General features: G+C 65.5%; 21 protein-coding genes and 1 tRNA gene. 6 read left to right on the top strand and 16 right to left on the bottom strand.

Annotation, left to right across the window (positions count from 1 at the left end):
- Positions 1-6: 6 nt before the first annotated feature.
- Together phnA and J8I82_RS01070 are read right to left on the bottom strand one after the other, a co-directional pair.
- Positions 7-1,242, bottom strand: a complete 1,236-nt coding sequence (phnA, locus tag J8I82_RS01075; RefSeq protein ID WP_209753873.1) for a phosphonoacetate hydrolase — start codon at positions 1,240-1,242, stop codon at positions 7-9.
- Between the two features lie 29 nt (positions 1,243-1,271).
- Positions 1,272-1,961, bottom strand: coding sequence for a phosphonate utilization associated transcriptional regulator (locus J8I82_RS01070; protein WP_209753872.1), 690 nt, complete (start codon positions 1,959-1,961; stop codon positions 1,272-1,274).
- Between the two features lie 174 nt (positions 1,962-2,135).
- Between J8I82_RS01070 and J8I82_RS01065 the strand changes: the two genes are divergently transcribed.
- The 4 genes from J8I82_RS01065 to J8I82_RS01050 all read left to right on the top strand — a co-directional run bounded on the left by J8I82_RS01065 (position 2,136) and on the right by J8I82_RS01050 (position 7,272).
- Complete coding sequence (locus tag J8I82_RS01065; protein ID WP_209753871.1) at positions 2,136-3,161, top strand: putative 2-aminoethylphosphonate ABC transporter substrate-binding protein; 1,026 nt, start codon at positions 2,136-2,138, stop codon at positions 3,159-3,161.
- 80 nt (positions 3,162-3,241) lie between these two features.
- A complete protein-coding gene (locus tag J8I82_RS01060; RefSeq protein WP_209753870.1) occupies positions 3,242-4,372 on the top strand; it encodes a putative 2-aminoethylphosphonate ABC transporter ATP-binding protein in 1,131 nt (376 codons plus the stop codon).
- Complete coding sequence (locus tag J8I82_RS01055) at positions 4,369-6,099, top strand: putative 2-aminoethylphosphonate ABC transporter permease subunit (protein WP_209753869.1); 1,731 nt, start codon at positions 4,369-4,371, stop codon at positions 6,097-6,099. The genes J8I82_RS01060 and J8I82_RS01055 overlap by 4 nt, the downstream gene beginning before the upstream one ends.
- A 45-nt stretch (positions 6,100-6,144) precedes the next feature.
- A complete protein-coding gene (locus J8I82_RS01050) occupies positions 6,145-7,272 on the top strand; it encodes a 2-aminoethylphosphonate--pyruvate transaminase (RefSeq protein ID WP_209753868.1) in 1,128 nt (375 codons plus the stop codon).
- A 132-nt stretch (positions 7,273-7,404) separates the two neighbouring features.
- On the opposite strand, the gene J8I82_RS01045 is transcribed toward J8I82_RS01050, so the two are convergent.
- The 7 genes from J8I82_RS01045 to J8I82_RS01015 form a co-directional block, all read right to left on the bottom strand.
- On the bottom strand, positions 7,405-8,442 hold the full coding sequence (locus J8I82_RS01045) for a Bug family tripartite tricarboxylate transporter substrate binding protein (protein ID WP_245179277.1): 1,038 nt from the start codon (positions 8,440-8,442) through the stop codon (positions 7,405-7,407).
- A 98-nt stretch (positions 8,443-8,540) separates the two neighbouring features.
- A complete protein-coding gene (locus J8I82_RS01040; protein WP_209753867.1) occupies positions 8,541-9,452 on the bottom strand; it encodes an HpcH/HpaI aldolase/citrate lyase family protein in 912 nt (303 codons plus the stop codon).
- A gap of 56 nt (positions 9,453-9,508) precedes the next feature.
- Positions 9,509-10,762: a CaiB/BaiF CoA transferase family protein gene (locus J8I82_RS01035; RefSeq protein WP_209753866.1), complete on the bottom strand. Its 1,254-nt coding sequence runs from the start codon at positions 10,760-10,762 to the stop codon at positions 9,509-9,511.
- On the bottom strand, positions 10,759-11,247 hold the full coding sequence (locus J8I82_RS01030; protein WP_209753865.1) for a MaoC family dehydratase: 489 nt from the start codon (positions 11,245-11,247) through the stop codon (positions 10,759-10,761). Before J8I82_RS01030 ends, J8I82_RS01035 begins: the two co-directional genes overlap by 4 nt.
- Positions 11,244-12,458 (bottom strand): acyl-CoA dehydrogenase family protein, encoded by a 1,215-nt coding sequence (locus J8I82_RS01025; RefSeq protein WP_245179276.1) that lies wholly within the window; start codon positions 12,456-12,458, stop codon positions 11,244-11,246. The genes J8I82_RS01030 and J8I82_RS01025 overlap by 4 nt, the downstream gene beginning before the upstream one ends.
- Positions 12,459-12,484: 26 nt before the next feature.
- Positions 12,485-13,021, bottom strand: a complete 537-nt coding sequence (locus J8I82_RS01020) for a MaoC family dehydratase (RefSeq protein ID WP_209753863.1) — start codon at positions 13,019-13,021, stop codon at positions 12,485-12,487.
- Entirely contained in the window at positions 13,018-14,397 is a 1,380-nt protein-coding gene (locus J8I82_RS01015) for an MmgE/PrpD family protein (protein WP_245179335.1), read from the bottom strand. Before J8I82_RS01015 ends, J8I82_RS01020 begins: the two co-directional genes overlap by 4 nt.
- Positions 14,398-14,635: 238 nt before the next feature.
- On the opposite strand from J8I82_RS01015, the gene J8I82_RS01010 reads away from it, so the two are divergent.
- Entirely contained in the window at positions 14,636-15,550 is a 915-nt protein-coding gene (locus J8I82_RS01010; protein ID WP_245179274.1) for an HpcH/HpaI aldolase/citrate lyase family protein, read from the top strand.
- Positions 15,551-15,581: 31 nt separating this feature from the next.
- Here J8I82_RS01010 and J8I82_RS01005 read toward each other — a convergent pair whose 3' ends face one another.
- From J8I82_RS01005 to J8I82_RS00975, 7 genes are all read right to left on the bottom strand, one after another.
- Positions 15,582-16,307, bottom strand: coding sequence for an IclR family transcriptional regulator (locus tag J8I82_RS01005; protein WP_209753861.1), 726 nt, complete (start codon positions 16,305-16,307; stop codon positions 15,582-15,584).
- Between the two features lie 360 nt (positions 16,308-16,667).
- Positions 16,668-16,743 (bottom strand) — tRNA-His (locus tag J8I82_RS01000).
- 102 nt (positions 16,744-16,845) lie between these two features.
- Positions 16,846-17,124 (bottom strand): hypothetical protein, encoded by a 279-nt coding sequence (locus J8I82_RS00995; RefSeq protein ID WP_209753860.1) that lies wholly within the window; start codon positions 17,122-17,124, stop codon positions 16,846-16,848.
- A 1,000-nt stretch (positions 17,125-18,124) separates the two neighbouring features.
- Positions 18,125-19,162: a tRNA dihydrouridine(20/20a) synthase DusA gene (gene dusA, locus J8I82_RS00990; protein WP_209753859.1), complete on the bottom strand. Its 1,038-nt coding sequence runs from the start codon at positions 19,160-19,162 to the stop codon at positions 18,125-18,127.
- Between the two features lie 277 nt (positions 19,163-19,439).
- Positions 19,440-20,003, bottom strand: coding sequence for an NADPH-dependent FMN reductase (locus J8I82_RS00985; protein ID WP_209753858.1), 564 nt, complete (start codon positions 20,001-20,003; stop codon positions 19,440-19,442).
- 160 nt (positions 20,004-20,163) lie between these two features.
- Positions 20,164-21,252, bottom strand: a complete 1,089-nt coding sequence (locus tag J8I82_RS00980; RefSeq protein ID WP_209753857.1) for an enoyl-CoA hydratase/isomerase family protein — start codon at positions 21,250-21,252, stop codon at positions 20,164-20,166.
- 114 nt (positions 21,253-21,366) lie between these two features.
- A complete protein-coding gene (locus tag J8I82_RS00975) occupies positions 21,367-22,935 on the bottom strand; it encodes a methyl-accepting chemotaxis protein (RefSeq protein WP_209753856.1) in 1,569 nt (522 codons plus the stop codon).
- A gap of 258 nt (positions 22,936-23,193) precedes the next feature.
- Between J8I82_RS00975 and J8I82_RS00970 the strand changes: the two genes are divergently transcribed.
- Complete coding sequence (locus J8I82_RS00970) at positions 23,194-24,054, top strand: sterol desaturase family protein (RefSeq protein ID WP_209753855.1); 861 nt, start codon at positions 23,194-23,196, stop codon at positions 24,052-24,054.
- Positions 24,055-24,060: the final 6 nt, after the last annotated feature.

Below are 24,060 nucleotides of genomic sequence, written 5' to 3'. Positions count from 1 at the left end.
GCGCCGTCAGGCGGCGTGATTCAGCGCGAGGTCGAGCGCGTCGAAGTTGCGCAGGCGGCGGCCCGGATTCAGCCCGACCAGCGCGCGGTTGCAGATGAGGGGTACGACCTGCTCCGACACCCCGCCGTGGGAGCGCAGTGGTGCGTCCAGGCCGGACAGGTCGTGCCTGGACCGCGATGTGCCGATCACGACGTTCTGGCGCGAGACCGTGACGATGTCGCCGATGCGGTCGGGCGGCAGCCCGAAGCGCTCCGCTGCCTGCTGGCGTGTGAGTACGCTGTCCATGCCTTCGAGGTCGGCGATGCGCGGGATCCAGCGGGCCGCGCTCTCGGCATCCGGCGTATAAATCGTGGCAAACGAGCCCAGCGCGCCGTGGTGAACCACATAGGGGTCGGTGATGGGCAGGATGACGCGGGCCGAGCCCTCGCCGTACCAGGCGTCGAGCTGATCCTGCAGGTAAATGACGTTGGGCTCGCCAGTGGCGCCGTGCTTGTCGTTCATGCCGTGGTCGGCGGTCAGCACGATCGTGGCGCCCATGGCGTCGAGCCGGCTCAGGTAGCCGTCCATCATCCGGTAGAAGGCGTTGGCGGCCTCGCTGCCCGGCGCAGCCTTGTGTTGCACGTAGTCCGTGGTGGACAGATACATGAGGTCAGGCCGCTCCCGCTCCATCAATCTGACGCCGGCGGCAAAGACAAACTCGGACAGCTCCGCACTGTAGACCGACGGCACCGGCATACCCACCATCTCGACGACACCGGTGATGCCGTTTTCCGCGAGCGTGACCTGGTCGGCCTTCTCCGACGAGAAACAGATGCCGCGCATGCCGTGGCCGAGCAGCTTGCGCAGCTTGTCCTTCGCGGTGACCACTGCCACCTTCGCCCCGGCATCTGCAAAGGCAGCAAGCACGGTGCCCGCGCGCAGGTACTTCGGGTCATTCATCATCACTTCGGCGCCCAGTTCGCGATCGAAGAAATAGTTGCCGCAGATGCCGTGGACCGACGGCGGCACACCGGTGACGATGGACAGGTTGTTGGGGTTGGTGAACGAGGGGATCACGCAGTCGCCCAGCAAGCTCGTGCCGCGCTGCATGACGCTGCGCAGGAAAGGCGCCACGCCCGCCTTGGTGGCAGCGTGCAGGTATTCCGGCGCGCAGCCGTCCACGCATACCACGACCACCGGGCGGTCCATCCAGCGGTAGCTCCTGCCGTTGACTTCAATCCTTTCTGCCTGGGTCGTTCCCATGTTTAATCCCCTTGGTGATGAGCGTCAGCTCATGGTTCTTTGCTACTGCCTGGATGCACCTTGCGGTGCGCCTTGAGCATGCGTACACGGCTGGCGGCGACGTGCGCGCGCAGCGCGGCGCCGGCGCGGCGGGCATCGCCCGACACGATCGCATCGACGATCGCACGGTGTTCGTCGGCGGATACATCAAGCCCCCCGCCCTGGGTCAAGGCCTGCATGCGGAACAGATGCAACTCCTTCACCAGGCGCCGGTAAGTCTCGGTCAGCTTGCGGCTGCCCGCGTGTTCCAGCAGCAATTCGTGGAACCGAAGGTTCAACGATGCGTATTCGGCCGCTTCCTTCTTGTTGGCGGCTTCCTCCATGGCGGCCACCAGCTGGTTCAGTTCGGCTCCCAGCGTGGCATTGACGCGCTGCGCCACGCGCTTGCCGATGATTTCCTCGAGCGCTTCGCGCAGTTCGTAGATTTCATCGGCCTCCTCGACCGAAATCTCGCGCACGAACACGCCGCGGTTCTTCTCGTTGCGGGCCAGCCCGGCTTCTTCCAGTGCCCGCAGCGCTTCGCGGATCGGACCCCGGCTCGTGCCAAAGCGGGCAGCGATGTCGCTTTCATTGATGCGCGTTCCCGGCGGCAGTTCGCCGGTCATGATCAGGCGTTCGATTTCCTCCTGCACCAGCATCGGCAGCGAGCTTGAACGCAACAGTTGGATAGCGTCGGTCATTCCCATGGCTCCATTAAAGTTCCCACATTGTAAATTGTCAACAGTTTTCAATCTTCAGTTGACAGTCATCAACCTACGTTCTACATTGATTCCATCTTACCGCAGGGGTGCGCTACGACACACCGCGGCAAGGCATCTGGACAGACGACAGATCTGGCTAACAGGAGACAGAGCATGAAGAATTCCCTCGCCATGGCGCTTTGCGCCTCCTCGCTGGTATTCAACACGGGCATCGCGGCCGCGCAGCAAAAGACCATGTTGACGGTCTACACGGCGCTGGAGACCGACGCGATGAAGCTCTACAAGGACGGCTTCGAGAAGGCCAACCCCGATATCGAAGTGCGCTGGGTGCGTGACTCCACCGGCATCGTTACCGCGCGGCTGATGGCCGAGAAGGCCAACCCGCAGGCCGACGTGGTGGCCGGGCTGGCGGCCAGCAGCCTCGTGCTGCTGTCGCAGGAAGGCATGCTGCAGGCCTACGAGCCCAAGGGCTTCCAGCAACTGAATCCGAGCTATTCCGATACCGCGCGGCCGCCGCAGTGGGTCGGCATGGACGTATGGGCCGCCACCATCTGCTTCAACCGGGTGGAGGCGCAAAAGCTGGGCCTGCCCAGGCCGGAGAGCTGGAAGGACCTGGCCAAACCGGTCTACAAGGGCCGCATCACCATGCCGCACCCGGCTTCCAGCGGCACCGGCTATCTCGATGTGGCGGCGTGGCTGCAGATGTGGGGCGAGGCCGATGGCTGGAAATACATGGACGGCCTGCACGAGAACATCGCGCAGTATGTGCACTCCGGCTCCAAGCCGTGCAAGCAGGCCGCCACCGGTGAATTCCCGATCGGCATCTCGTTCGAATTCCGGGGTCACCAGGTGCGCAAGGCCGGTGCGCCGGTCGACCTGATCTTCCCCGCCGAAGGCCTGGGCTGGGATATCGAGGCCACGAGCATCATGAAGACGACCAGGAAGGTGGCCGAGGCGAAGCGCTTCGCCGACTGGATGGCCAGCCGCGACGCGAACCAGATCAGCGCCAACTGGTGGGCCGTGGTGGCCTACCCCGGGGTGGCCAAACCGCTGGACGGCATTCCCCCGAACTATGAGAGCCGCTTCGCCCGCAACGACTTCCAGTGGGCCGCCAGGAATCGCTCCCGCATTCTCGCCGAGTGGAGCAAGCGCTACGACAGCAAGGCCGAAGCCAAGTAAGTCAAGTAAGCCCGGCCCCGGGGCGCCCGCCGCCCCGTTTTTCACCACCATCGTAGCCTCACCACATTGCGGGGACACCCATGGAAATGACCAGCGCCAAGTTCGTCGCCACGCGCGCCGGCAGCGTGCCCGCCCTCGAGATCCGGGGCGTGCGCAAGGAATTCGAATCGTTCAGCGCCCTACGGCATATCGACCTGACCGTCTACCAGGGCGAGATGCTGTGCTTCCTCGGCCCGTCGGGCTGCGGCAAGACCACGCTGCTGCGCATCATCGCCGGACTGGAGAAGCAGACCGCCGGCACCATCCTCCAGAGCGGGCGCGACATTTCCGCCCTGCCTCCCGCCAGGCGCGACTACGGCATCGTGTTCCAGTCGTATGCCCTGTTCCCCAACCTCACGATCGCCGACAACGTGGCCTACGGCCTCGCGAATCGCCGCGCCAGCCGGGCCGGGACCGCGCAGCGGGTGCAGGAACTGCTCGACCTGGTGGGCCTGCCGACCTCCGGACGCAAGTATCCCAGCCAGCTTTCGGGCGGCCAGCAGCAGCGCGTCGCCCTGGCACGCGCGCTGGCGACCCGGCCCGGCCTCCTGCTGCTGGACGAACCGCTGTCGGCGCTCGATGCCCTCGAACGTGTGCGCCTGCGCGGCGAGATCCGGCGCCTGCAGCAGCAAGTGGGCGTGACCACCATCATGGTCACGCACGACCAGGAAGAAGCGCTGTCCATGGCAGACCGCATCGTCGTCATGAACCACGGGGTCATCGAGCAGGTCGGCACGCCGCTGGAGGTCTACGAAAGCCCGGCCACGCCATTCGTGGCGGACTTCGTCGGGCGCGTGAACGTGCTGTCCGGTACGGCCCTGGGCGGGCGGCGCTACCGCGTGGGCACGCTGGAACTGACCTGCGAAGGCTGCAGCCGCGAGTTCGAGCCCGGCACGCCGGTCAATCTCTATCTTCGCCCCGAAGACCGCCACATCGGCCAGTTCAGCCCTGACACGCCCAACCAGTTGACCGTCAACATCGAAAAGGTCGAGTTCCTCGGGGACACCTGCATGGCCGAAGCGAGCTGCGAGCAATTGCGGGAACAGTCGCTCAGCCTTCAGTTCACCCTCGACCAGTTCCACGACCACGGTATCCGCGCCGGCCAGCCCCTGCGCATTGCGCTGCGCGCCAGCCGCATCCAGGCCTTCGCAGCAACCGGAGCAGGACGATGAAAGAGATCGCGCTTACCCAGCCGCCCGAAGCCACCCATGCGGGCTGGCTGGCCAGCCGGAACTGGGACGAAATCATTGCCCGTGCGGTGCTGGCCTGCGTACTGGCCGCGCTGTTCCTTTTCCTGCTGGCGCCGATGTGCGCCATCCTGGCCAATGCCGTGCTCGATCATGACGGCCATTTTGTCGGGCTGGCCCACTTCGCCGCCTACATCAAGACGCCGGCGCTGATGCAGTCGGCGCGCAACTCGGTCATGCTGGCAAGCAGCGTGGTCGGCATCTCGGTACCCCTGGCCTTCGTCTTCGCCTATGCGCTGACGCGCAGCACCCTGCCCGCGCCACTGAAGGCAGTTTTCCGGCTGGTGGCACTGATCCCGCTGCTGGCGCCGTCGCTGCTTTCCGCGATCTCTTTCGTGCAGTGGTTCGGCAACCAGGGCGTGCTCAAGCCGCTGCTGGGCGGGGCCTCGATCTATGGTGCGCCGGGCATCATCATCGCGGAGGTTTACAACACCTTCCCCCATGCATTGATGATCCTTGTCACGGCGCTGTCGCTGGCTGACGGCCGCCTCTATGAGGCCGCCAGCGCCCTGGGCGCCGGTACCTGGCGCAAGTTCTTCACCGTGACACTGCCCTCCTGCAAGTACGGCCTGATCAGCGCGGCGACGGTGACCTTCACCTATGTCATCTCCGACTTCGGCGCGCCCAAGGTGATCGGCGGCGACTTCAACGTGCTGTCCATCGACGTCTTCAAGCAGGTGATCGGCCAGCATAACTTCTCGATGGGCGCGGTGGTAGGCATGCTGCTGCTGGTCCCGTCCGTACTCTCCTTCATGATCGATACCGTGGTGCGCCGCAAGCTGCGCGCCCAGCTCACCGCGCGTTCGGTGCCCTATGCGCCCAAGCCCAATGCCTGGGTCAACGCGCTGCTGGGCGGCTACTGCACGCTGGTCTGCGCACTGTTGCTGGCAGTGGTCGGCATGGCGGTCTATACCTCGCTGATCAAGCTGTGGCCATATGACCTGACGCTCGGCCTGCAGAACTACCGCATCGTACTGTTCGAGAGCGACATGGCGGGCGCCTACAAGAACAGCCTGGTGCTGGCGGGCGCCACGGCCCTGACCGGCTCGCTCATCGTCTTCACGGGAGCCTACCTGATCGAAAAGACCCGCAACCTCGGCTTGATGCGGCCGGTCATGCATTTCCTGGCCGTGCTGTCGATGGCCGTCCCCGGCCTGGTGCTTGGCCTGGGCTACGTGATCTTCTTCAATCACCCGTCGAACCCGCTCAACTTCCTTTACAACACGATGATCCTGGTGATCCAGTCGACCATCATCCACTACTACACCTCCAGCCACCTGACGGCCATCACCGCGCTCAAGCAGATCGACAACGAGTTCGAGGCGGTGTCGGCCTCGCTCAAGGTGCCGCAATGGCGCACCTTCCTGCGCGTCACGCTGCCGGTATGCCTGCCGGCGGTGCTCGATATCGCCCGGTATTACTTCGTGGTGTCGATGGCCACCCTGTCCTGCGTGATCTTTCTCTATACGCCGGAAACCATCCTCGCCTCTGTCGCCATCATGCACATGGACGATGCCGGCGACATCGGCCCCGCAGCGGCCCTGGCCAGCCTGATCGTGCTGACCTCGACCGCCATATGCCTGGTCTATGCCCTCTGCACCCGCGTGCTGCTGCGACGTACGCAGGCCTGGCGTGACCTGGCCCGCCGCTGAGCACCTCTTTCGACAGACCAGAAAAACCGACACCAGGAGATAACCATGACCACCGCGCCCTACCCCATTCTGCTGACCCCCGGCCCCCTCACCACCTCCGACCGCACCCGCGCGGCCATGCTGCGCGACTGGGGCTCGTGGGACGCTGACTTCAACACCATTACGGCCCGCATCCGGCAGCAGGTGCTGGCGATCGCGCATGGCGAAGGCACGCACGAATGCGTGCCCCTGCAAGGCAGCGGAACCTTTTCCGTGGAGGCCGCCATCGGCACGCTGGTGCCGCGCGACGGCCATGTGCTGGTGCCGGTGAACGGCGCCTACTGCCAGCGCATCGCCAGGATCTGCAAGACGATCGGCCGGCGCCTTTCCACCATCGAGTATGCGGAGGACCGGCCTATGCGGGCCTCGGACATCGACCGTCTGCTGGCGGCGGATCCCTCCATCACCCACGTCGCCGTGGTCCACTGCGAAACTGGCACCGGCGTGCTCAATCCGCTGGACGAGATCGCTCAGGTGGTGGCCCGGCATGGGCGCGGACTGATCGTCGATGCCATGAGCTCATTCGGCGCGATCGACATCGACGCTCGCACCACCCCGTTCGACGCCGTCATTGCCGCTTCCGGCAAATGCCTGGAAGGGGTGCCGGGCATGGGCTTCGTGATCGCGCGGCGCATCGCGCTGGAACGCTGCGAAGGCAACAGCCCCTCACTTTCACTCGACCTCTATGACCAGTGGAAATACATGGAACGAACCACGCAGTGGCGCTTCACGCCGCCGACGCATGTGGTCGCGGCGCTTGACCAGGCGCTCCAGCAATATGTGGAAGAAGGCGGACTCCCCGCACGCGGCGCGCGCTACACGCGCAACTGCGCGTTGCTGGTGGCGGGCATGGAAGCGCTCGGCCTGAAGCCCTACTTGGACCGCAAGGTGCAGGCACCGATCATCGTCACGTTCCATGCACCGGCCGACCCCCGCTACGATTTCAAGACCTTCTATCAGGCCGTCAAGCGACGCGGCTACATCCTGTATCCGGGCAAGCTGACCGAGATCGAGACCTTCCGCGTGGGGTGCATCGGCCATTTCGGAGACGCCGGCATCCCCGGCGCGGTGAAAGCCATCGGCGAAGTCCTGGCCGGGATGGGCGTCGAGATCGGACCGACCGTCGCCGCATGAGGCCGGGTTCGGGACGGTCGACTTGAGCTTGCGCTGGAGCCGGGGCAACCAAGGTGAGCAAAGACGCGCTGCAGGCAACAAGATGAAGGACCGGTATGCGCCACGAAGGCGGCACCGGTCCCGGCACGGCCATTATTCCATCTTGAGCCCCACCGTCCTGGTCATGGCCTGGTAGGTCGGCCAGGTCCGCGCGATGAACCGCTGCAGGGCTTCGCCGGTCAATGGCGTGTCCTGGCTGCCAAGCTGCTCGCGCACATTCCTGACGGCCTCCGATTCGGTGACCGACTGCCGTACCAGCGTGGCGAGGCTGGCGACGATGTCGGCAGGCAGCCCGGCGGGCCCCAGCAGCATGTTGCACTCGGCCAGGTTGCTGAAGATCGGGTCGGAGATGCCCTCGTCCGCCCAGGTCGGTATGCCGGGCAGCTTGGCCGAGCGCGGCCCGGAGATCACCAGCAGCGGCTTCAGCCCGCCGGAAGCCAGCCCGCCTGACATCCCGAGCAGCGAGCCCGCGCCGATATCGATATGGCCGGCCAGCAGGTCGCCGATCATGGCGCCGGTGCCCTTGTAGTTGATGATATCCAGCTGCGCCCCGGTCAGCTTCTTCAGCTGGGCCACCATCAGTTGCCAGCCCGAGCCAATGCCGTAGTTGCCCACGCTGACCGGCCGCTTGTGCGCCAGCGCGATCAACTCCTTGAAGGTGCTGGCCGGCAGGCCCTTGTTCGCCACCATCACGCCGACGCCGGTACTGATGGACGCCACCGGCGTGAGGTCGCGCGACGGATCGATGGGCGGCTTTCTCAGCAACACCGGCGCCTGCGCCAGCTGGCTGTGCAAGGTGCACAGCAGCGTGCATCCGTCGGGCCTGGCGCGCGCCACCGCCTCGGCGGCGATCATGCCGATGCCGCCGGGCTTGTTTTCCACCACCACCGGCACCTTCAGTTTGGCGGCAAAGAACTCCGCGAACGCACGCGCGGTGCTGTCGTTGGACGAGCCCGGCGCCTGCGCCGCGATGATCCGGATGGGACGCGTGGGCCAGTCGCTGGCAAGCGCATGGCGTGGCAACAGCCAGGGCAGCACAGCCGCCCCCGCCGCTGCGCCGAGCATCCGCCGCCGGCAAAGGTTGACGGTATCCGCGGGCAAGCCGTTGCCCGAACCAAACATGGAACACATGGGTCTTCTCCCGAATGCTTCAAGCCAGTGCCCGCGATGGTCCGCCGGCACCCCGGTTGGCCGTGCGATGCGCCACGGCCGGCACGGATGGCGTGCCGCTACATGCCGATCAGGTCGGCCCGCTGCACCAGGTTCCTGACGATGCGCACGGAGGCGATGTCGATCATCTTGCCCTCGTACTGGACCGCGCCCAGTCCCTGAGACAGCGCTTCGTCATAGGCGCGGATCATGTCGCGGGCGCGCGCCACGTCGGCGGCGGCCGGCGAGAAGACATCCTGCGCGAGCTCGACCTGCGCAGGATGGATGGCCCATTTGCCGACCATGCCGAGGATCATGGCGCGGCGGGCCTCCTCGCGAAATGCATCCGGACTGCGGAAGTCGGCGAAGGGGCCATCGACGGCATCGAGCCGGTGGGCGCGCGCGGCGATCGTCAGCCGCTGGCGCTGGTAATGCCAGATATCGCCGGGATACCCGCCGCCGCCGCCAATGTCGCGCATGGACACGCCCTGGCTGGCCGAATAATCCCCCATGCCGAAGATCAGGCATTCCAGCCGCGGCGTCGACGCAGCAATGGCTTCGACGTTCATCATCGCCTCCACCTCTTCGATCAGCACGTCGATGCCGATGCGGTGGCGCAGGCCAAGCTTCTTCTCCATCATCGACAGCAGCTTGTCGACGAACTGCACATCCGCCGCCGACATGGCCTTGGGCAGCATGATGACATCGAGGTTACGGCCGGCGCCCTCCACCACTTCAATGACGTCCTCATAGGCATACTCGGTGGTCAGGTCGTTGATGCGCACGCAGCGCGTGGTGCGACCCCAGTCCAGCCCGTTGAGGGCGTCTACGATCTTGCGCCGTGCCGGGCGCTTTTCGCTGGGTGCCACCGCGTCTTCCAGGTCAAGGAAGACAAAGTCAACTTCCATGCCCGCGGCCTTGGCCATCATCTTCTCGCTCGAGCCCGGCACGGACAGCTGGCAACGGCGCAGCCGTTTGGTTCGTTCCTGCATGAGGTTGTCTCCTGCTTGTTGTATTGGTGTTGTCTGCCGCCCTTGGCGGCGTGGCCCTACTGCACCACGCCGTCCGCACGCAGCGCGGAAATCTCGCGTGCATCAAAGCCGAGGTCGGCCAGGGTGCGATCGGTGTGCTCGCCGGTCATGGGCGCGCGGTGCCGCACGCCACCGGGCGTGGCGCTCATGCGCACCGGGCTGCCGGCAATGGTCAGCGTGCGCGCGGCGCCAGGCTGCTCCGCTTCGACCAGCATCCCGCGGACGCGGAAATGCGGATCGCCGAAGATGTCGGCGGCATCGAAGACGGGGCCGAACGGCACCGCGCCGCCCAGCATGTCGGCAAGCGCGCGCTTGGAGTGGCGCGCCGTCCAGGCGCCGACCGCCTGCTCCACCTCGGCGCGGTGCCGCACGCGCGATTCGTTGGTGGCAAAGCGCGCGTCGCCGGCCCATGGCGGATTGCCCATCCGCTCCACCAGCAGCCGCCAGAAGCGGTCGTTCGGCACCCCAAGGCTGATAAAGCCATCACTGGCCGGAAACAGCCCGAACGGGCAGAGCAGCGGGTGCCCGTTGCCCTCGGGGCCCGGTGCCTGCTCCGTGGCGCTGTACTGGAACACCATGCGCTCGCAAACTGCCAGCACGGCATCAACCATGGCCACGTCCACAAACTGGCCGCGGCCGGTGCGCTGGGCATGCCAGCATGCTGCCGCGATGCCGTAGGCAAGGAACATGGCCGGCACGATGTCGCCGACGCCCGGTCCGATCTTGGTCGGCGCGCCGCCGCGCTGCGGGCCGGTAATCCCCATGATGCCGCCCATTGCCTGCGCGACCGGATCGTAGGCGGGCCAGCCGGCGTAGGCGCTCTCGCCGCTGCGCGGGTCGCCGAAGCCGCGCAGCGCCGCGTACACCAGTTTCGGGTTTTCCTCGGCGAGCCGTTCATAGCCGAGCCCGAGGCGCTCCATCACGCCGGCGCGGTAGTTTTCGACCAGCACGTCGGCGCCACGCACGAGCCGCAGCAGGGTCTCGCGCCCGGCGGACTGCTTCAGGTCCAGCACCAGCGATTCCTTGTTGCGGTTGATCGAGCCGAAGTAGCCGCCAAACCCGCCTGACTCCATCCGCAACGCGCCCTCGAGATGCGGGCCGTTGCGCCGGGTCTGGTCGCCCCCGGGCGGCTCGATCTTGATCACGCGCGCGCCCTGGTCGGCAAGCATCATCGAGCAATAGGGACCGGCCAGCATCTGGGTCAGGTCGAGCACCACCATGCCGTCGAGCGCGCCCTTGGTGCGGCCATCCGCGCTGCCATCCGCGCTCATCGCCCACCCCAATGGCTCTTGCGCTGAATCAGCGCGGTGCGCTCCGCCTGCACGCACAGCTTGTCGTCCTGGTTCACGCCGTAGTGGCGGAAGCGGACGATGCCTGCATCCTCGCGGTCGGCATCCGCCTTGCCCAGCACCTCGGTGAAGGCGTAGAGCGTGTCGCCGTGGAAGACCGGATGCGACAGGCGGATCTTGTCCAGCGTCAGTTCGCGCAGGCAGTGCTCGGCGGTGTCCTGCGCCGCGAGCCCGAGCACCATCGACAGGTTGATGCCGCCAAAGACCACGCGCTGCGCGAAGATGCCGCCGGCGGCGCGCCGCATGGCGTCTTCATTGAAGTGCCCTTCTGCCGTATTCATGACCATGTTGGTCAGCATGACGTTGTCCATCTCGGTCACCGTCTTGCCGCGCGCATGGCGGATCAGCATGCCGGGCTCGAAGTGCTCGAAGTACCCGTCGGGGCTGGTGAGTGCGCAAAGTTTCATGCCGCCTCCTTCGACTGCCGGACTTGCCCGCCGAATGCGCGGCTGGCGATCATCCCCTCGACCTCGGACTTGCCGAGCAGGCTGTTGGCGATGATGCGTTGCTGGATTTCGGAAGTGCCTTCGAAGATCTTGGTGAGGCGCGCGTCGCGCCAGTAGCGCTCGACCGGGAACAGCCTGGTATAGCCCGCGCCGCCGAAAATCTGCAGCGCCGACGAAGTCACGCGCTCGGCCATCTCCGAGGCGAAGTACTTCACCATCGAGGCCTCCTTGTCGCAGCGGCGCCCGCTGTCGATCTCGTTGCAGACGAAGTAGAGCAGCTGCCGCGCGGCCTCGATCTCGGTGGCCATGGTGGCGATCTTGAAGCGGATCGCCTGGTACTCGGCGATCGGCATGCCGAACTGGCGGCGCTCCAGCGAATAGGCGATCGCGTCTTCGAGCGCGCCCTGCGCCAGGCCGATCGCCCGTGCGGCGGTATGCGCGCGCGCGCCCTCGAGCCCTTTGGCCATCAGCAGGAAGGCCTTGCCTTCCGGACCCATCAGGTTGCGTTTCGGCACGCGCACGCCGTCGAGCGCCAGCTCGAAGGTCTTCCAGCCGAAATACCCGATCTTGGGGATCGGAGTGCCGGTCATGCCCGGCGGGAAGCCGCCCCGCTGCTTCTCGATCATGAAGCACGAAATGCCTTCCCAGCGCTTGTCGGGCGATGGCGGCGCCGAGGTGCGCGCGAACACGATCAGGTAGTCGGCGCCGTCGGCAAAGGTGCACCAGTACTTGTTGCCGGTCAGCACCCATTCATCGCCATCCAGCACCGCGCGACACGAGATCGACGCCAGGTCGGAGCCGGTATCCGGCTCGGACAGCGCGCTGGCATTGAGGAAGTCGCCGCGCACCACGCGCGGCAGGTATTCGCGCCGCATGTCCTCGGGCATCGATTTCATGATCCAGCCGCCCTGCGCACGGGCGACGATCGACGCCACCGACATCCAGCCGCGCGACAGCTGCTCGCAGATCAGGCAATACTCGAAGATGCCAAGACCCAGGCCGCCGTACTCCTCCGGGATGGTGATGCCGAAGTAGCCCATCTCGGCCATCTTGTCGCGCAGCGACATCGGGATCTCCGCATCCGGGCCATCCAGTGCGTTGGCAACCGGCAGCACCTCTTTCATCGTGAACTCGCGCGCCGCATCGCGGATCATGCAACGCGCTTCCGTCATGTAACCCAGACCGTCTCCTGACATGCTTATCCCCTCATCCTGACCAGATTGGTACGCTTGAACTCGATGACCGCATCGCCCTGCTGATTGGTGCCGTGCGTGTGCCACGTGACGATGCCGTAGCCAGGCCGGTTGCTGGCCGGCCTGCGCGACACCACCACGGAGCTGGCATAGAGCGTCTCGCCGGGGTAGACCGGGCGCAGATAGGCCAGCTCGTCGACCCCGAGAAAGGGACCTCCGCCCTCGGACAGGTCTTCCACCGACAGGCCGAACACGGTGTTGAACACCAGCAGCGGATTGAGCGGCACGCCCGGGTGGCCGTTGGCCTGTGCCACTGCCTCGTTGGTGTACTGCGGGTTGTAGTGCAGCGTCAGCACCGAGAACATGGTGTTGTCCGACGCGGTGATGGTGCGGCCCCAGTGGTGTTCGAAGCGGCGGCCCGGCTCGAAATCCTCGTAGCGGTTGCCGCGGTTGCGCAGCCGGGCCTCGGCTTTCAGGCGGGCGACGACCGGATCGGCGGGGATCTCGGGGACGCGCCCGACGGCGGGACTGGTGGATGTCATTGCATTGCCTCAAACAAAGGTTCGACGGAAGGAAGCTGGTCCAGCGTGTCGACCACCGACACCAGCTTTGCGAACTTGGCCGCGCCGACGCGCGGCACGACGATGGCCTGCGCCTTGTCGACCAGGCGCCGCCACTGCATGGCAAGGTCCGCCGCCGGCACCGCGACATTGGCCTGCGCGCGCAGCGTGCGGCCGTCGCGCGTCAGGATCTCGACCGTGGCGGCATTGCGGTCCGGTCCGGGCACGACCTGCAGGGCGATCCGCTGCCGCGCCCTGACATAGCGCGGCGCGAGCGCGGTCTCGGGCGAATACAGGGCGAGCGACGCGGTTGGCGCGCCGTCCATCGCCAGCGCCGCAAGATGCTGGATCGCGAACTTGATCTCCAGGCCGGTCTGCGGATTGGCGATATCGCACACGCCGCGATGCGGACCGGACACGAAGATGGTCATCGACTCGAGCGCGTCCAGGTCGATACGGTGCTCCCGGCAAGCCTGGCGCACGGCTTCGATGGTGGAATGCGTGAGGTAGCAGGACGCATGAAACTTGAACAGGGTGCGCTCGATCGCCATGCTTGGGCGGCGCTCGAAGGTGTCCGGGAACGCCGGCGCGCCGGGCGCCTGGGTGCGGCCAAAGCCCTGCTCGCATTCGATGGCGCCGGCGTTGGCCGTGAACCCGCGCGCCGCCAGACGGGCCGCCATCACGCCATTCATGGCGGCCTTGCCTGCGTGCAGCGGCTTGGCCATGGTGCCGAACATGCACTTGAGCCCGGCTGCCTGCGTCGCGGCGAGGCCGAGCGCGTGGGCCGTGCCGGCCGGGTCGAGTCCGCCCAGCCTCGCACAGGCAGCGGCGGCGCCCAACGTGCCGGTGGTGCCGGTCGGGTGCAGACCGAGGCGATACTGCTCGGCGCCAACCACTTCGCCGACCTGGCTCTCGACTTCATGCCCCAGTATCAGCGCGCGCAGCAGGTCCTTGCCGCTGGCGCCGGCGGCCTGGGCCACCGCCAGTGCGGCCGGCGCCACGGGCACGGTCGGATGGCCGTGCATCGCCGAGGCAACGTCGTCGAAGTCGAGGGCGTGGCCCGCAGCGCCATTGATCAGCGCGGCCTGCGCCGGATCGGCGCGCAGCGGGCTGCCCACCAGCGCGCACGGCAGATCGCGTGAGCCGGCGTATTCGGCGACGAGCATTTCGACCAGCGGCTCACGGGCGGCGGCGATGGTCACCGCGATCCAGTCGAGCATGGCATGCCGCGCCCAGGCGAAGGCCGGCGCGCCGAGTTCGGCATCGTCGACCGTGCTGATCCAGCCGGCCAGCGCCTGGGTGAAGCCGGTGCTGGCCGCCGTGTTGTCGATGGTGTGGTCAGTTTCCACTCGGAACATCGCCGCGTTGACCGGCGCCGTGTTGTTGTCGATGGACCGAGTATTGGCGAACGCCGACGGGCCCGGCATCACATATGTGATGAATGCCGGCCCGCGGCATCGATCACATATGTGATGGATGCGCGAGCGTGCGGGATCGAAACTCTTATCTGCGGCCATACGCGGCGCACGGTGCCGCGCCATGGCCGCCGCCCCTCAACGCTTCACGTCCACGTCGCCACCGGCGACGCTACCTCTCATGACCATGAACCTGACCGCGCCGCGCCGCTCCGTGCTGTATGTTCCCGCCACCAATACCCGTGCCATCGAGAAGGCCCGCAACCTGCCCTGCGACGTCATCGTGTTCGACCTGGAGGACGCCGTGGCGCCGGCCATGAAAGGCCAGGCCAGGGACAACCTGGCCAGCGCCTTTGCCGCGCAGCCGTTTGCAGCGCATGAGACTGTGATCCGGGTCAATGCCCTGAGAACCGCCGAATTCGATGCCGACCTGCGCGCTGCCGCCGCCTGCGGGGCCGATGCGATCCTGCTGCCAAAAGTCGACACCGGTGCGGACCTGGAAGGCTTTGCCGAGGCGATCGGCGCCATCGTCAATGGCCCCACACATGGCCCCGCACCCAGGCTGTGGGCCATGATCGAAACGGCTTCCGCGATCCACCACATTGACGGCATCCTGCATGCCGGCCAGCACCGGCAGGTGCAACTCGACTGCCTGGTCGTGGGCACCAACGATCTTGCCAGGGAGACCGGCGTGTATCCGGGCGAAAACCGTGCGTATCTGCTTCCCTGGCTGATGTCGGTGATACTGGCCGCCAGGCGCTATGGCATTGACGTGCTCGACGGCGTCTGGAATGACTTCGGCGACCGCGCCGGCTTCGACAACGAAGTGCTGCAGTCGTGCAGGATGGGCTTTGACGGCAAGACGCTGATCCACCCGTCGCAGGTCGATCCGGCCAACGCGGCGTTCACGCCATCGGCTGCCGCCACCGCCGAGGCACAGGCAATCGTCGCAGCCTTCGCGCGCCCCGAGCATGCCGACGCGGGCGTGATCAATATGGACGGGCGCATGGTGGAGCGCCTGCATCTGGCGCAGGCCACGCGCCTGCTGGCGCGGCTCGATGCCATCCGCGCGCGCAGGGAACGGCCCGGCTGCTGACTTCGCGCCGCTGCGGCAGCGCTCAGCACGCTCAGCAGTCCTGCGCTACCGCCAGCACGGCGGCCAGCAGCTTCTTGCGGCGTGCGTGCAAGCGCGCAACCGGGCCGCCGGTGCCGATACCGAGCCACTGGCCGCGTATGGGCGTCGCCACCAGCGTGGCGATCACACCTGCCCCCGGCGAAGCCAGGCTGGCCGACTCGTAGTAGCCTTGTCGGCGCGCCTGCTCCACCGCGCGCATGACCTCGTCAGTGCGTACCGGCGGCTCGCCCGGGGCCACCTCGGCGTTGTAGCGCCGCAGCAGCCGCCCGATCTGTTCGTCCTGCATCCGGCTCATCAGCATGATGCCGATCGCGGTGCGATGCATCGGCCGGATCGTGCCCGACGATACCGACAAGCGCAAGGCGTGGCTGGATTCGATCACGGACAGGTATTGCAGCATATTGCCGCTCTGGCGCCCCAGCAGCACCGTCTCGCCGGTCTCGCTCGAAAGCCGCCGCATGGCATCGTGCACCGACGCGCCGGCGCCCTGCTTTCGCGTGGTCCAGCCGCACAGGAAGGCGACCCGCACTGACGGGCAATAGGTTCGCATCTGCGCGTCGAATTCCATGTAGCCGCGCGCCACCATGGTCCGCAGCAGCATCGAGACGCTGGACTGCGGGATGCCCAGGCGCTCGGCGATCTCGCCGACACGCAGCGGCCGGCGCACCCGCTCGAACAATTCCAGCAGATCGAACACCCGATTCGCCGATTTGACCATTCCGCTGTCCATAGCAGTCCCTCCTCGCGCCGCGCCTCTCGTAGCGCTGTCTTTTCCATGCTTCGGCCTGGCCGGCCCCGCCCGAGTGGGCTGTCAGCCCAGCCTCGGCATCGTCATAGCGAAGTCCTGCAACCACTCGCCCGATCCAGATTATCCGCATGCCTTGAGGGGCGCGGGGGTTACATGTAAGCACATGGGGACGAAGGCTGCGGATTTTGCGCCAGCATTCCGAGCAAGCACGCAAAAAAGCCCACCATAGGGTGGGCTTCGGTGCCAAGACGCATCTTCCAAAACCGGAAGATCATCTTTCAAATTCGACTGCAAGTTAATAACTGATAACCTGCAAACCGTTGAAATACTTGGGGTGGCTGATGGGACTCGAACCCACGACGACAGGAATCACAATCCTGGACTCTACCAACTGAGCTACAGCCACCGTAGAGGTCATCAGCGAAGCGCTGATCGACGAAAACCAAGATTATACAAACACTTTTCCGAGATGGCTAGTATCCCGCACAAATTTTTTTCGGGACTTGCTTCACGCCTTGCGCGGCTGCCACTTGGCCTCCAGCAATACTGCCTGCTTGATGGCAGCAATGGTCTCCGCCTCGGTATCGAAGTGCCCCAGCAACCGGCGCGACTTGCCGTTGAGGACGGCTTCCTGCAGGGCCCTGCCCGCGGCCGCCGAGGTGCCATGGTGCCAGCAGTAGCGCGCCGTCCATTTGCCATCCTGCAGTTGTTCGGCGACCCAGACCAGCCTGAGGCCCTCAAACACTTCGCCGAATGACTCTTCGTTGTTTGCGTTCGCTTTGTCCACGCTTGCTGCCGTCGGTTCGCATGTGGCGATGCGAAGAATCGTAGCACGCAGTCAACGTTGCCAGACATATGCGCGGAACGGGGCCGCGGCGGCCTTTGTGGTAAGTCACCAATCTGCAGGCGATATGGCGTGCACAGGGCGTGCACAGTCCCCACCTCTGCAGGGTTCTTGCCCGACGTGCGCGCAGCGATACTCTGCCCCGAGGGACATTGACCCCCCTCGATCTTCCCGTCAGGCGGCCCGCTCCAACGGGCTGCCTGCCTCTTTTCCTTCCCCGCGGTTCAGCTTGGCAATGAAAGGATGCCGGAACCTGGCGCACTGGCAGTGGCCCAACCACTTTCAGGAAGCGTTGCGAGGAAAAAGATGAGAACGGTGCTTGGACGTCTGGCGGGAGTCTTGTTGCTGCTGGGAATGGTCCCGGCCCTGGCGGGCTGCGCCGGCGGCGGAGCCGATGGACGGGAGTCAGGAATCACTGCCTACGGAACCCTGGACGTGGGCATCAGCCATACTTCGCGATAGATCCAGCGCGGTTGGGCATGATCGATGGAACTCTTTTCGATCCGATCCGGTCGAATGGGCTCGACTGGCGCGATCGCAGAAGGCCGCAAGAGGCCAAAAAAAGAGTCCGCAGCGCGGACTCTTAACTTTAGCGATCTCAAATGCCCTGAAGGCCGTTGTAATGTAACTGTCATCCGGGAATTACACCATTCGGGTAAACGAAGAGCGCGGGACGCGCCGACGAAAAAAAGCCCGCCGAAGCGGGCTGAATAATCAGTTGAAGAAAGCCCTGTATTCGAGGGCAGGCACAGTGTAGAAAAGTGCCCTGCCTCGGCGAATTAGGGGAATCCCTTTGCAGGCGCCAGTTTCCGGGCGATGGGGCGTGGCAAGTGTCGCGCGCGCTACCCTCGGGATTCCATGCACAAATTTGCGATTCGGTGTTAGAGCAACGGTTCGATCGCCCCTGACGGGGGTAATGCTCGATCGTTCAGTGCGAATCGCGCTATGCCGCCAGCGGCTCTGATGCGATGGGACGCAGATGTGTACGCGCCTCTGCAAACAGTGCATCCACATCGGCGCGAGTGCGCGCGGCATGCATGCGTTTCGCATCGGACAGTACGCGGCGCCAGCCTCTTCCTCCCGCAACGCCGCGGTACAGCCCCAGCATATGCCGCGTGGCTGCACCCATATACCCGCCGCGTTCAACCATGTCGCCGATATAACCCTGCATCGATAGTTCTACATCCAGCCGCGATCGAACCAGTGCCTCGGCGTCGCCATAGAAGCGTACATCCATTTCCGCCAGCACATAGGGCTGATGATATGCCTCGCGGCCAATCATCACGCCGTCGACGTGCTCCAGATGCCGCGCCATCTCGTCATAGGTAACGATGCCGCCATTGATCAGGATCTCCAGCTGCGGAAATTCCTGTTTCAGCTGGTATGCCACTTCATAGCGCAGCGGCGGAATCTCGCGGTTTTCCTTGGGGCTCAGGCCTTTGAGGATGGCATTGCGCGCATGAACGATAAATGTGCCGCAGCCCGCCTCCGCGACCGTGCCGACAAAATCCCGCACGAAATCGTAGTGCTCGATGGTATCGATGCCGATACGATGCTTCACCGTCACCGGGATGCTGACCGCATCGCGCATCGCCTTCACGCAATCGGCAACCAGTTCGGGCTCCGCCATCAGGCAGGCTCCGAAAGCGCCGCGCTGCACGCGCTCGGACGGGCAGCCGCAATTCAGGTTGATCTCCTTGTAGCCCCATTGCTCGCCCAACCTCGCCGCCGCGGCCAGGTCTGCCGGCTCGCTGCCGCCCAGCTGCAGCGCGACCGGCTGCTCGGCCGCATCGAAATCCAGGTGCCGCGGCACGTCGCCATGCAGCAGCGCACCGGTGGTCACCATCTCGGTGTACAGCCACGTATGGCGGCTGAGCTGGCGATGGAAGGTGCGGCAATGGCGGTCAGTCCAGTCCATCATCGGCGCCACGGATACGCGGCGCGGGCTTGCCGCGGCAGGTTTACCTTGAAAATGGGTCATTTCGGAACGGATCGGCGCGGCCAATCCTCATGCTACTCGCAGATATCGACGGTGCCCGGTGGGGGCAGTTCCCATGCGCCTGAGGCGGCGCTCAATGCAGCCAAAGCAGTATCGCGGCTTTGCGGGAGGCGCATGAGTTTACCACCCCGGCGGATCTTTTGCCCGGGACGCTGCCTACGGCCAGACAGCAACGAAGGTCGTAGCTGTCCATGGCCAAAATCTCGATGATTGTGACCATGAACGATCAGTCATGCCCGGGCGGCGGGCGCGCCGCGCTTCATCGTGCGGCTGCAGTCTTGTCGATCCACGTGGCAAACGTGGCCAGGAACTTGTCGAGGAAGCCCCGCGTGGATTCGCTGGCAATGCCGCCCTGCTCGTCGAACAGTTTGTCGACGCCGCTGATATAGGCCTCGGGCTGCTGCAGCAGCGGAACATTGAGGAACACCATCGACTGCCGCAGGTGATGGTTGGCGCCGAACCCGCCGACCGCGCCCGGCGAGGCACTGATGATGGCGCCGGGCTTGCCGTCCCAGACGCTGCTGCCATAGGGGCGCGAGCCTACGTCGATGGCGTTCTTCAGCGGTGCGGGGACCGAGCGGTTGTATTCGGGCGTGACGAACAGCACCGCATCGGCGCGGCGCACGCGGTCCCGGAATGCGGCCCAGGGCTGGGGCGGCTTGTCGTCCAGGTCCTGGTTGTAGAGCTGCAGTTCGCCGATCTCGACGATCTCCAGCTTGAGTTGCGCCGGCGCCCGCGCGACCAGCGCCTTGGCCAGCTTGCGGTTATACGACTCCTTGCGCAGGCTTCCCACCAGTACAACGACATCACGAGGATCACTCATCACGGCTCCCTTGTCTGTGTGGACACTTGAAGCGGACGGTGCGGCGCCATGGCTCGCATGGCTGCCCGCGCCGGTCCAGCCAACACTCTACCCGAGTCGCGACTGGTGCGCCGTCAAGCGAGTTGCGCGCAAAGGCCGCCCCGCGGTGTGAACGAGCTGATCAGGCGGCCTTGCCCAGCGCCGCGAGCGGATGGTCTTCCGTACGCCAGGGGCTGTCGAAGAACGACTGGATCGTCTCGCGACCGACTTCATCCAGCCGGGCATGCTGCCAGCGCGGCTTGTGGTCCTTGTCGATCGCCAGGGCGCGGATGCCCTCGACGCCGTCGCCCTTGCGGAACACGTAGTACATCATGTCGAGCTCCATGCGCAGCTCATCGTCGAGCGACATGCCGCGCGCGCGGCGGATCTGCTCCAGCGACACGCACAGCATCAGCGGCGAGCGGCTGCGCAGCATGGCAGCGGTCTGCGCGGCCCAGTCGCCCGGCGCATCGCTGACGGCCGCCAGGATATCCTGCGCGGTATTGCCTGCGAACAGCGCGTCGATCTGTGCGGACAGGCCCGCGAGCGTGCTTTGCGCAGGCGCACAATCAGCACGGTGCGGCGCGGTGAAGCCTTCGATATGCGCAAGGACGGCATCGCCGCTGGCAAACTGCCGCGCGCGCAGCGAATCCACCAGCTCGGCCAGCCGGTTGCCCGGCAGGTACGCATCGGCCAGGCCTGCGTACAGCGCATCGGCCGCGCTGATCGCGGTGCCGGTCAGCCCCAGGTATTCGCCGATATGGTCCGGCGTGCGTGCCAGGAACCAGCCTCCGCCGACATCGGGGAACAGCCCGATATTGGTTTCGGGCATGGCCATTTTGGTGCGCTCGGTGACCAGGCGCAGCCGGGCCCCTTGCGAAATGCCCATGCCGCCGCCCATCACCACGCCGTCCATCAGCGCGATATAGGGCTTCGCGTAGCGGTGGATCAGGAAATTGAGTGCGTATTCCTCGACGAAGAACTGGTCGAGCAGCGGATCGCCTTCATGCGCCGCCTTGTGGAAGTAGCGGATATCGCCACCGGCGCAGAATGCCTTGCCTCCGGCACCGTAGACCACCACGGCCACCACTTCAGGCGCCGAAGCCCACGCCTGCAGCGCCTGGGTGATGGCGCGGATCATGTCAAGCGACAGCGCGTTGAGCGCCTGCGGACGATTCAGCGTCAGGTATCCGATGCCACCGTGGACTTCGGTCGTGACGAATTCAGTCATGTCTTACTCCTCCAATGCAACTGGCGATTTTACGCCAGTCGCACCGGCAGGCGTACCCAAGGGCAGCTTGCGGCGCATGCAAGGGGCATGCGCATGCGCCGCAAGCGGCCGCGTTCAGGTCAGCCTGAACGTCGCTACCAGCGCGGTCAGTCGCTGCGCCTGGTCTTCCAGCGATGCGGCCGCAGCAGCGGCCTGCTCGACCAGCGCCGCGTTTTGCTGGGTCATGCTGTCCATCTGCGACACCGCCACGTTGATTTGCTCGATGCCGTGCGACTGTTCGTCCGACGCCGCGCTGATATCGCCGATGATGCTGCTCACGCGCCGCACGGCGTCGACGATGTCCTGCATGGCGCGGCCTGCATCGTCGACCAGTCCCGTCCCTTCGCGCACGTTCGCCACCGAAGCGCCGATCAGCGTCCGGATTTCCTTCGATGCACCGGCGCAGCGCTGCGCCAGATCGCGGACGTCGCCCGCCACCACCGCGAAGCCGCGGCCATGCTCGCCGGCGCGCGCCGCTTCGACGGCGGCATTGAGCGCCAGGATATTGGTCTGGAAAGCGATCTTCTCGATCACGTCGATGATGTCCACGATCTTGCTCGAACTGCCATCGATCGAACGCATGGTATCGACCACGCGCGACACCGCCTCGCTGCCCCGCTCTGCCAGCGAGCTGGCGTCCGTGGCAAGCGTGCGCGCCTCGCGCGCGCTGTCGGCATTCTGGCGCACGGTGCTGGTCAGCTCTTCCATGCTGGATGCGGTTTCCTCCAGCGCTGCGGCCTGTTGCTCGGTGCGTTGCGACAGGTCGGCATTGCCGCTGGCGATCTGCTTGCTGGCCGAGGCAATGGCATCGGCACCACCGCGCACTTCGCCCACCATCGCCACCAGGCTGTGTTGCATGCGGCCCAGCATGCCCAGCATGCGCGCGGTTTCGTTGCGCGCCGACTCGTCGGCCTGCACGCCCCCGCTGGCCGCTGCCTGCACACTCAGGTCCCCGCCGGCGATCCTGTCGAAGCGCGTGATGGCAACATCGAGTGGCTGCACGATCGAACCGCGCAGGCGCCACGCCACCACGGTGCTGAACGCCAGGCCGAGTACCAGTGCAATGACCGACATCGTGAACAGGTTGCGATAGCGATGCTGCGACGCCTCGTAGACCGCCTTCGCGCTGACCAGCTGCAGCTGGTTGAGTTCGGCGTTGACTGCGGTGAAGGCGATGTCGAGCCGCGGGATTTCCTCGAGCACGTATTTCATCACCGCATCGCGATCGACCGCGTGCAACGCGGCGATCATGGGGGCCACGCCTTGCTTGAACAGCGCGTCGCGCCTGGCGGTGACATCAGCGACCACCCTCTCTTCTTCAGCGGAGCGCGGCAGCACAAGGTAGGCCTTCCATGCTTTCTCGGAATCGCGCGCAAAGCCTGCGGCGGTCGCGGCGCGGGCCTTGGCGTCGGTGGGGTCGGTGGCGAAGGTGGCCTGGTCGAGCAGCACCCGCACCAGCAGCTGGTTCGAGCGCGCTTCGGCAAGATGCACCGCTGCCGACAGTTGCTGCGAATAGATCTGGCGCGTGGCATCGTTGCTGCGCGACATGCCGAGCCAACCGACAGCACCGACAATCAGAACCAACACGTTGGTGACGATCGTCAGGAACCACAATCTGGCGCCGATGGTAGTGTTCTTGAACATTGAAGCTCCGGGGGTAGAAAGGCAAAAAAGCGGATCGAAGGAGGCTGCGAAATGAGGGAAACGCGGCATGCCGCCGCCCTGCTCATCTACGGCGCACACAATGCTTCCTTAACCCGGATTAGTTACCTTCCAATGCGCGACACAACTGCACGTGAGTGCAGGAATGCGGGGATGTGCGCCATGCGGCCCACCGACGTCATCGCCTATTTTGGAGGAACTCCTCGTAGCAATTCCGCATGGGATGTGCACACTTGCGGGATGACCACCGAATCGCTCGATCCCGAACTCGTGCTGCTGGCGTTTGCGCCGGTCTTCCTGCTGACCATTGCCGGCGAGGCCTGGTACTGGGCGCACCGCGACCGGTCGGTGTACAGCCTGCGCGATACCCTCTCCAATGCGGCGCTCGCGCTGATGCACCAGGCTTCGGACGCGTTCTTCCTCTGGCTGATGATCCGGACGGTTTACAGCTGGTGTTACCAGCATGGATTGCGTGCGGTCCCGGAGACGGGGTGGTCGTTCGCGCTGTTGCTGCTGTCGCAGGACTTCCTGTACTACTGGTTCCACCGCGCCAGCCATCGCGTGCGCTGGCTATGGGCGTCGCACGTGACGCATCACTCGTCGGAAGGCATGAATTTCTCGACGGCGTTCCGGCAGAGCCTGACGTATCCGCTGTCCGGGATGTGGCTGTTCTGGATTCCGCTGGCGTATATCGGCTTCACGCCGGACTGGGTGATCCTGGCCGTGGGGCTGAATCTGGCATTCCAGTTCTTCGTCCATACGCGGCTGGGACGGCGCTGGCCGTGGATCGAATCGGTGTTCAATACGCCTTCGGTCCATCGCGTGCACCACGCCAGGAACCCGCAATATATCGACCGCAACTACGCCGGCGTGCTGACAGTGTGGGACAGGCTCTTCGGCACCTTCGTCTGCGAGCGGGAGGCGCCGGTGTATGGCATTACGCGCCAGGTGCGCACGCACAACCCGCTGACGCTGACCTTCCACGAATGGCGCGACATGTTCGTGGATGCGTGGCGCGACCGGGATCTGCGCTACCTGTGGAAGCCGCCGGAATGGCGCAGCCCGCGTGCGTCTGCCACTGAGGGGCTTCCGCGAACGTAGGAACTT

The sequence above is a fragment of the Cupriavidus consociatus genome (assembly GCF_017814975.1).
GTDB classification, from domain to species: Bacteria; Pseudomonadota; Gammaproteobacteria; order Burkholderiales; family Burkholderiaceae; genus Cupriavidus; species Cupriavidus consociatus.
This window is presented reverse-complemented; position numbering and strand designations above follow the sequence as displayed.

Bases quoted from the DNA above. Each gene is read 5' to 3' on its own strand.
- phnA (WP_209753873.1), bottom strand. From the start codon at position 1,242: ATGGGAACGACCCAGGCAGAAAGGATTGAAGTCAACGGCAGGAGCTAC.
- J8I82_RS01070 (WP_209753872.1), bottom strand. From the start codon at position 1,961: ATGACCGACGCTATCCAACTGTTGCGTTCAAGCTCGCTGCCGATGCTG.
- J8I82_RS01065 (WP_209753871.1), top strand. From the start codon at position 2,136: ATGAAGAATTCCCTCGCCATGGCGCTTTGCGCCTCCTCGCTGGTATTC.
- J8I82_RS01060 (WP_209753870.1), top strand. From the start codon at position 3,242: ATGGAAATGACCAGCGCCAAGTTCGTCGCCACGCGCGCCGGCAGCGTG.
- J8I82_RS01055 (WP_209753869.1), top strand. From the start codon at position 4,369: ATGAAAGAGATCGCGCTTACCCAGCCGCCCGAAGCCACCCATGCGGGC.
- J8I82_RS01050 (WP_209753868.1), top strand. From the start codon at position 6,145: ATGACCACCGCGCCCTACCCCATTCTGCTGACCCCCGGCCCCCTCACC.
- J8I82_RS01045 (WP_245179277.1), bottom strand. From the start codon at position 8,442: ATGTGTTCCATGTTTGGTTCGGGCAACGGCTTGCCCGCGGATACCGTC.
- J8I82_RS01040 (WP_209753867.1), bottom strand. From the start codon at position 9,452: ATGCAGGAACGAACCAAACGGCTGCGCCGTTGCCAGCTGTCCGTGCCG.
- J8I82_RS01035 (WP_209753866.1), bottom strand. From the start codon at position 10,762: ATGAGCGCGGATGGCAGCGCGGATGGCCGCACCAAGGGCGCGCTCGAC.
- J8I82_RS01030 (WP_209753865.1), bottom strand. From the start codon at position 11,247: ATGAAACTTTGCGCACTCACCAGCCCCGACGGGTACTTCGAGCACTTC.
- J8I82_RS01025 (WP_245179276.1), bottom strand. From the start codon at position 12,458: ATGACGGAAGCGCGTTGCATGATCCGCGATGCGGCGCGCGAGTTCACG.
- J8I82_RS01020 (WP_209753863.1), bottom strand. From the start codon at position 13,021: ATGACATCCACCAGTCCCGCCGTCGGGCGCGTCCCCGAGATCCCCGCC.
- J8I82_RS01015 (WP_245179335.1), bottom strand. From the start codon at position 14,397: ATGTTCCGAGTGGAAACTGACCACACCATCGACAACACGGCGGCCAGC.
- J8I82_RS01010 (WP_245179274.1), top strand. From the start codon at position 14,636: ATGACCATGAACCTGACCGCGCCGCGCCGCTCCGTGCTGTATGTTCCC.
- J8I82_RS01005 (WP_209753861.1), bottom strand. From the start codon at position 16,307: ATGGTCAAATCGGCGAATCGGGTGTTCGATCTGCTGGAATTGTTCGAG.
- dusA (WP_209753859.1), bottom strand. From the start codon at position 19,162: ATGACCCATTTTCAAGGTAAACCTGCCGCGGCAAGCCCGCGCCGCGTA.
- J8I82_RS00985 (WP_209753858.1), bottom strand. From the start codon at position 20,003: ATGAGTGATCCTCGTGATGTCGTTGTACTGGTGGGAAGCCTGCGCAAG.
- J8I82_RS00980 (WP_209753857.1), bottom strand. From the start codon at position 21,252: ATGACTGAATTCGTCACGACCGAAGTCCACGGTGGCATCGGATACCTG.
- J8I82_RS00975 (WP_209753856.1), bottom strand. From the start codon at position 22,935: ATGTTCAAGAACACTACCATCGGCGCCAGATTGTGGTTCCTGACGATC.
- J8I82_RS00970 (WP_209753855.1), top strand. From the start codon at position 23,194: ATGACCACCGAATCGCTCGATCCCGAACTCGTGCTGCTGGCGTTTGCG.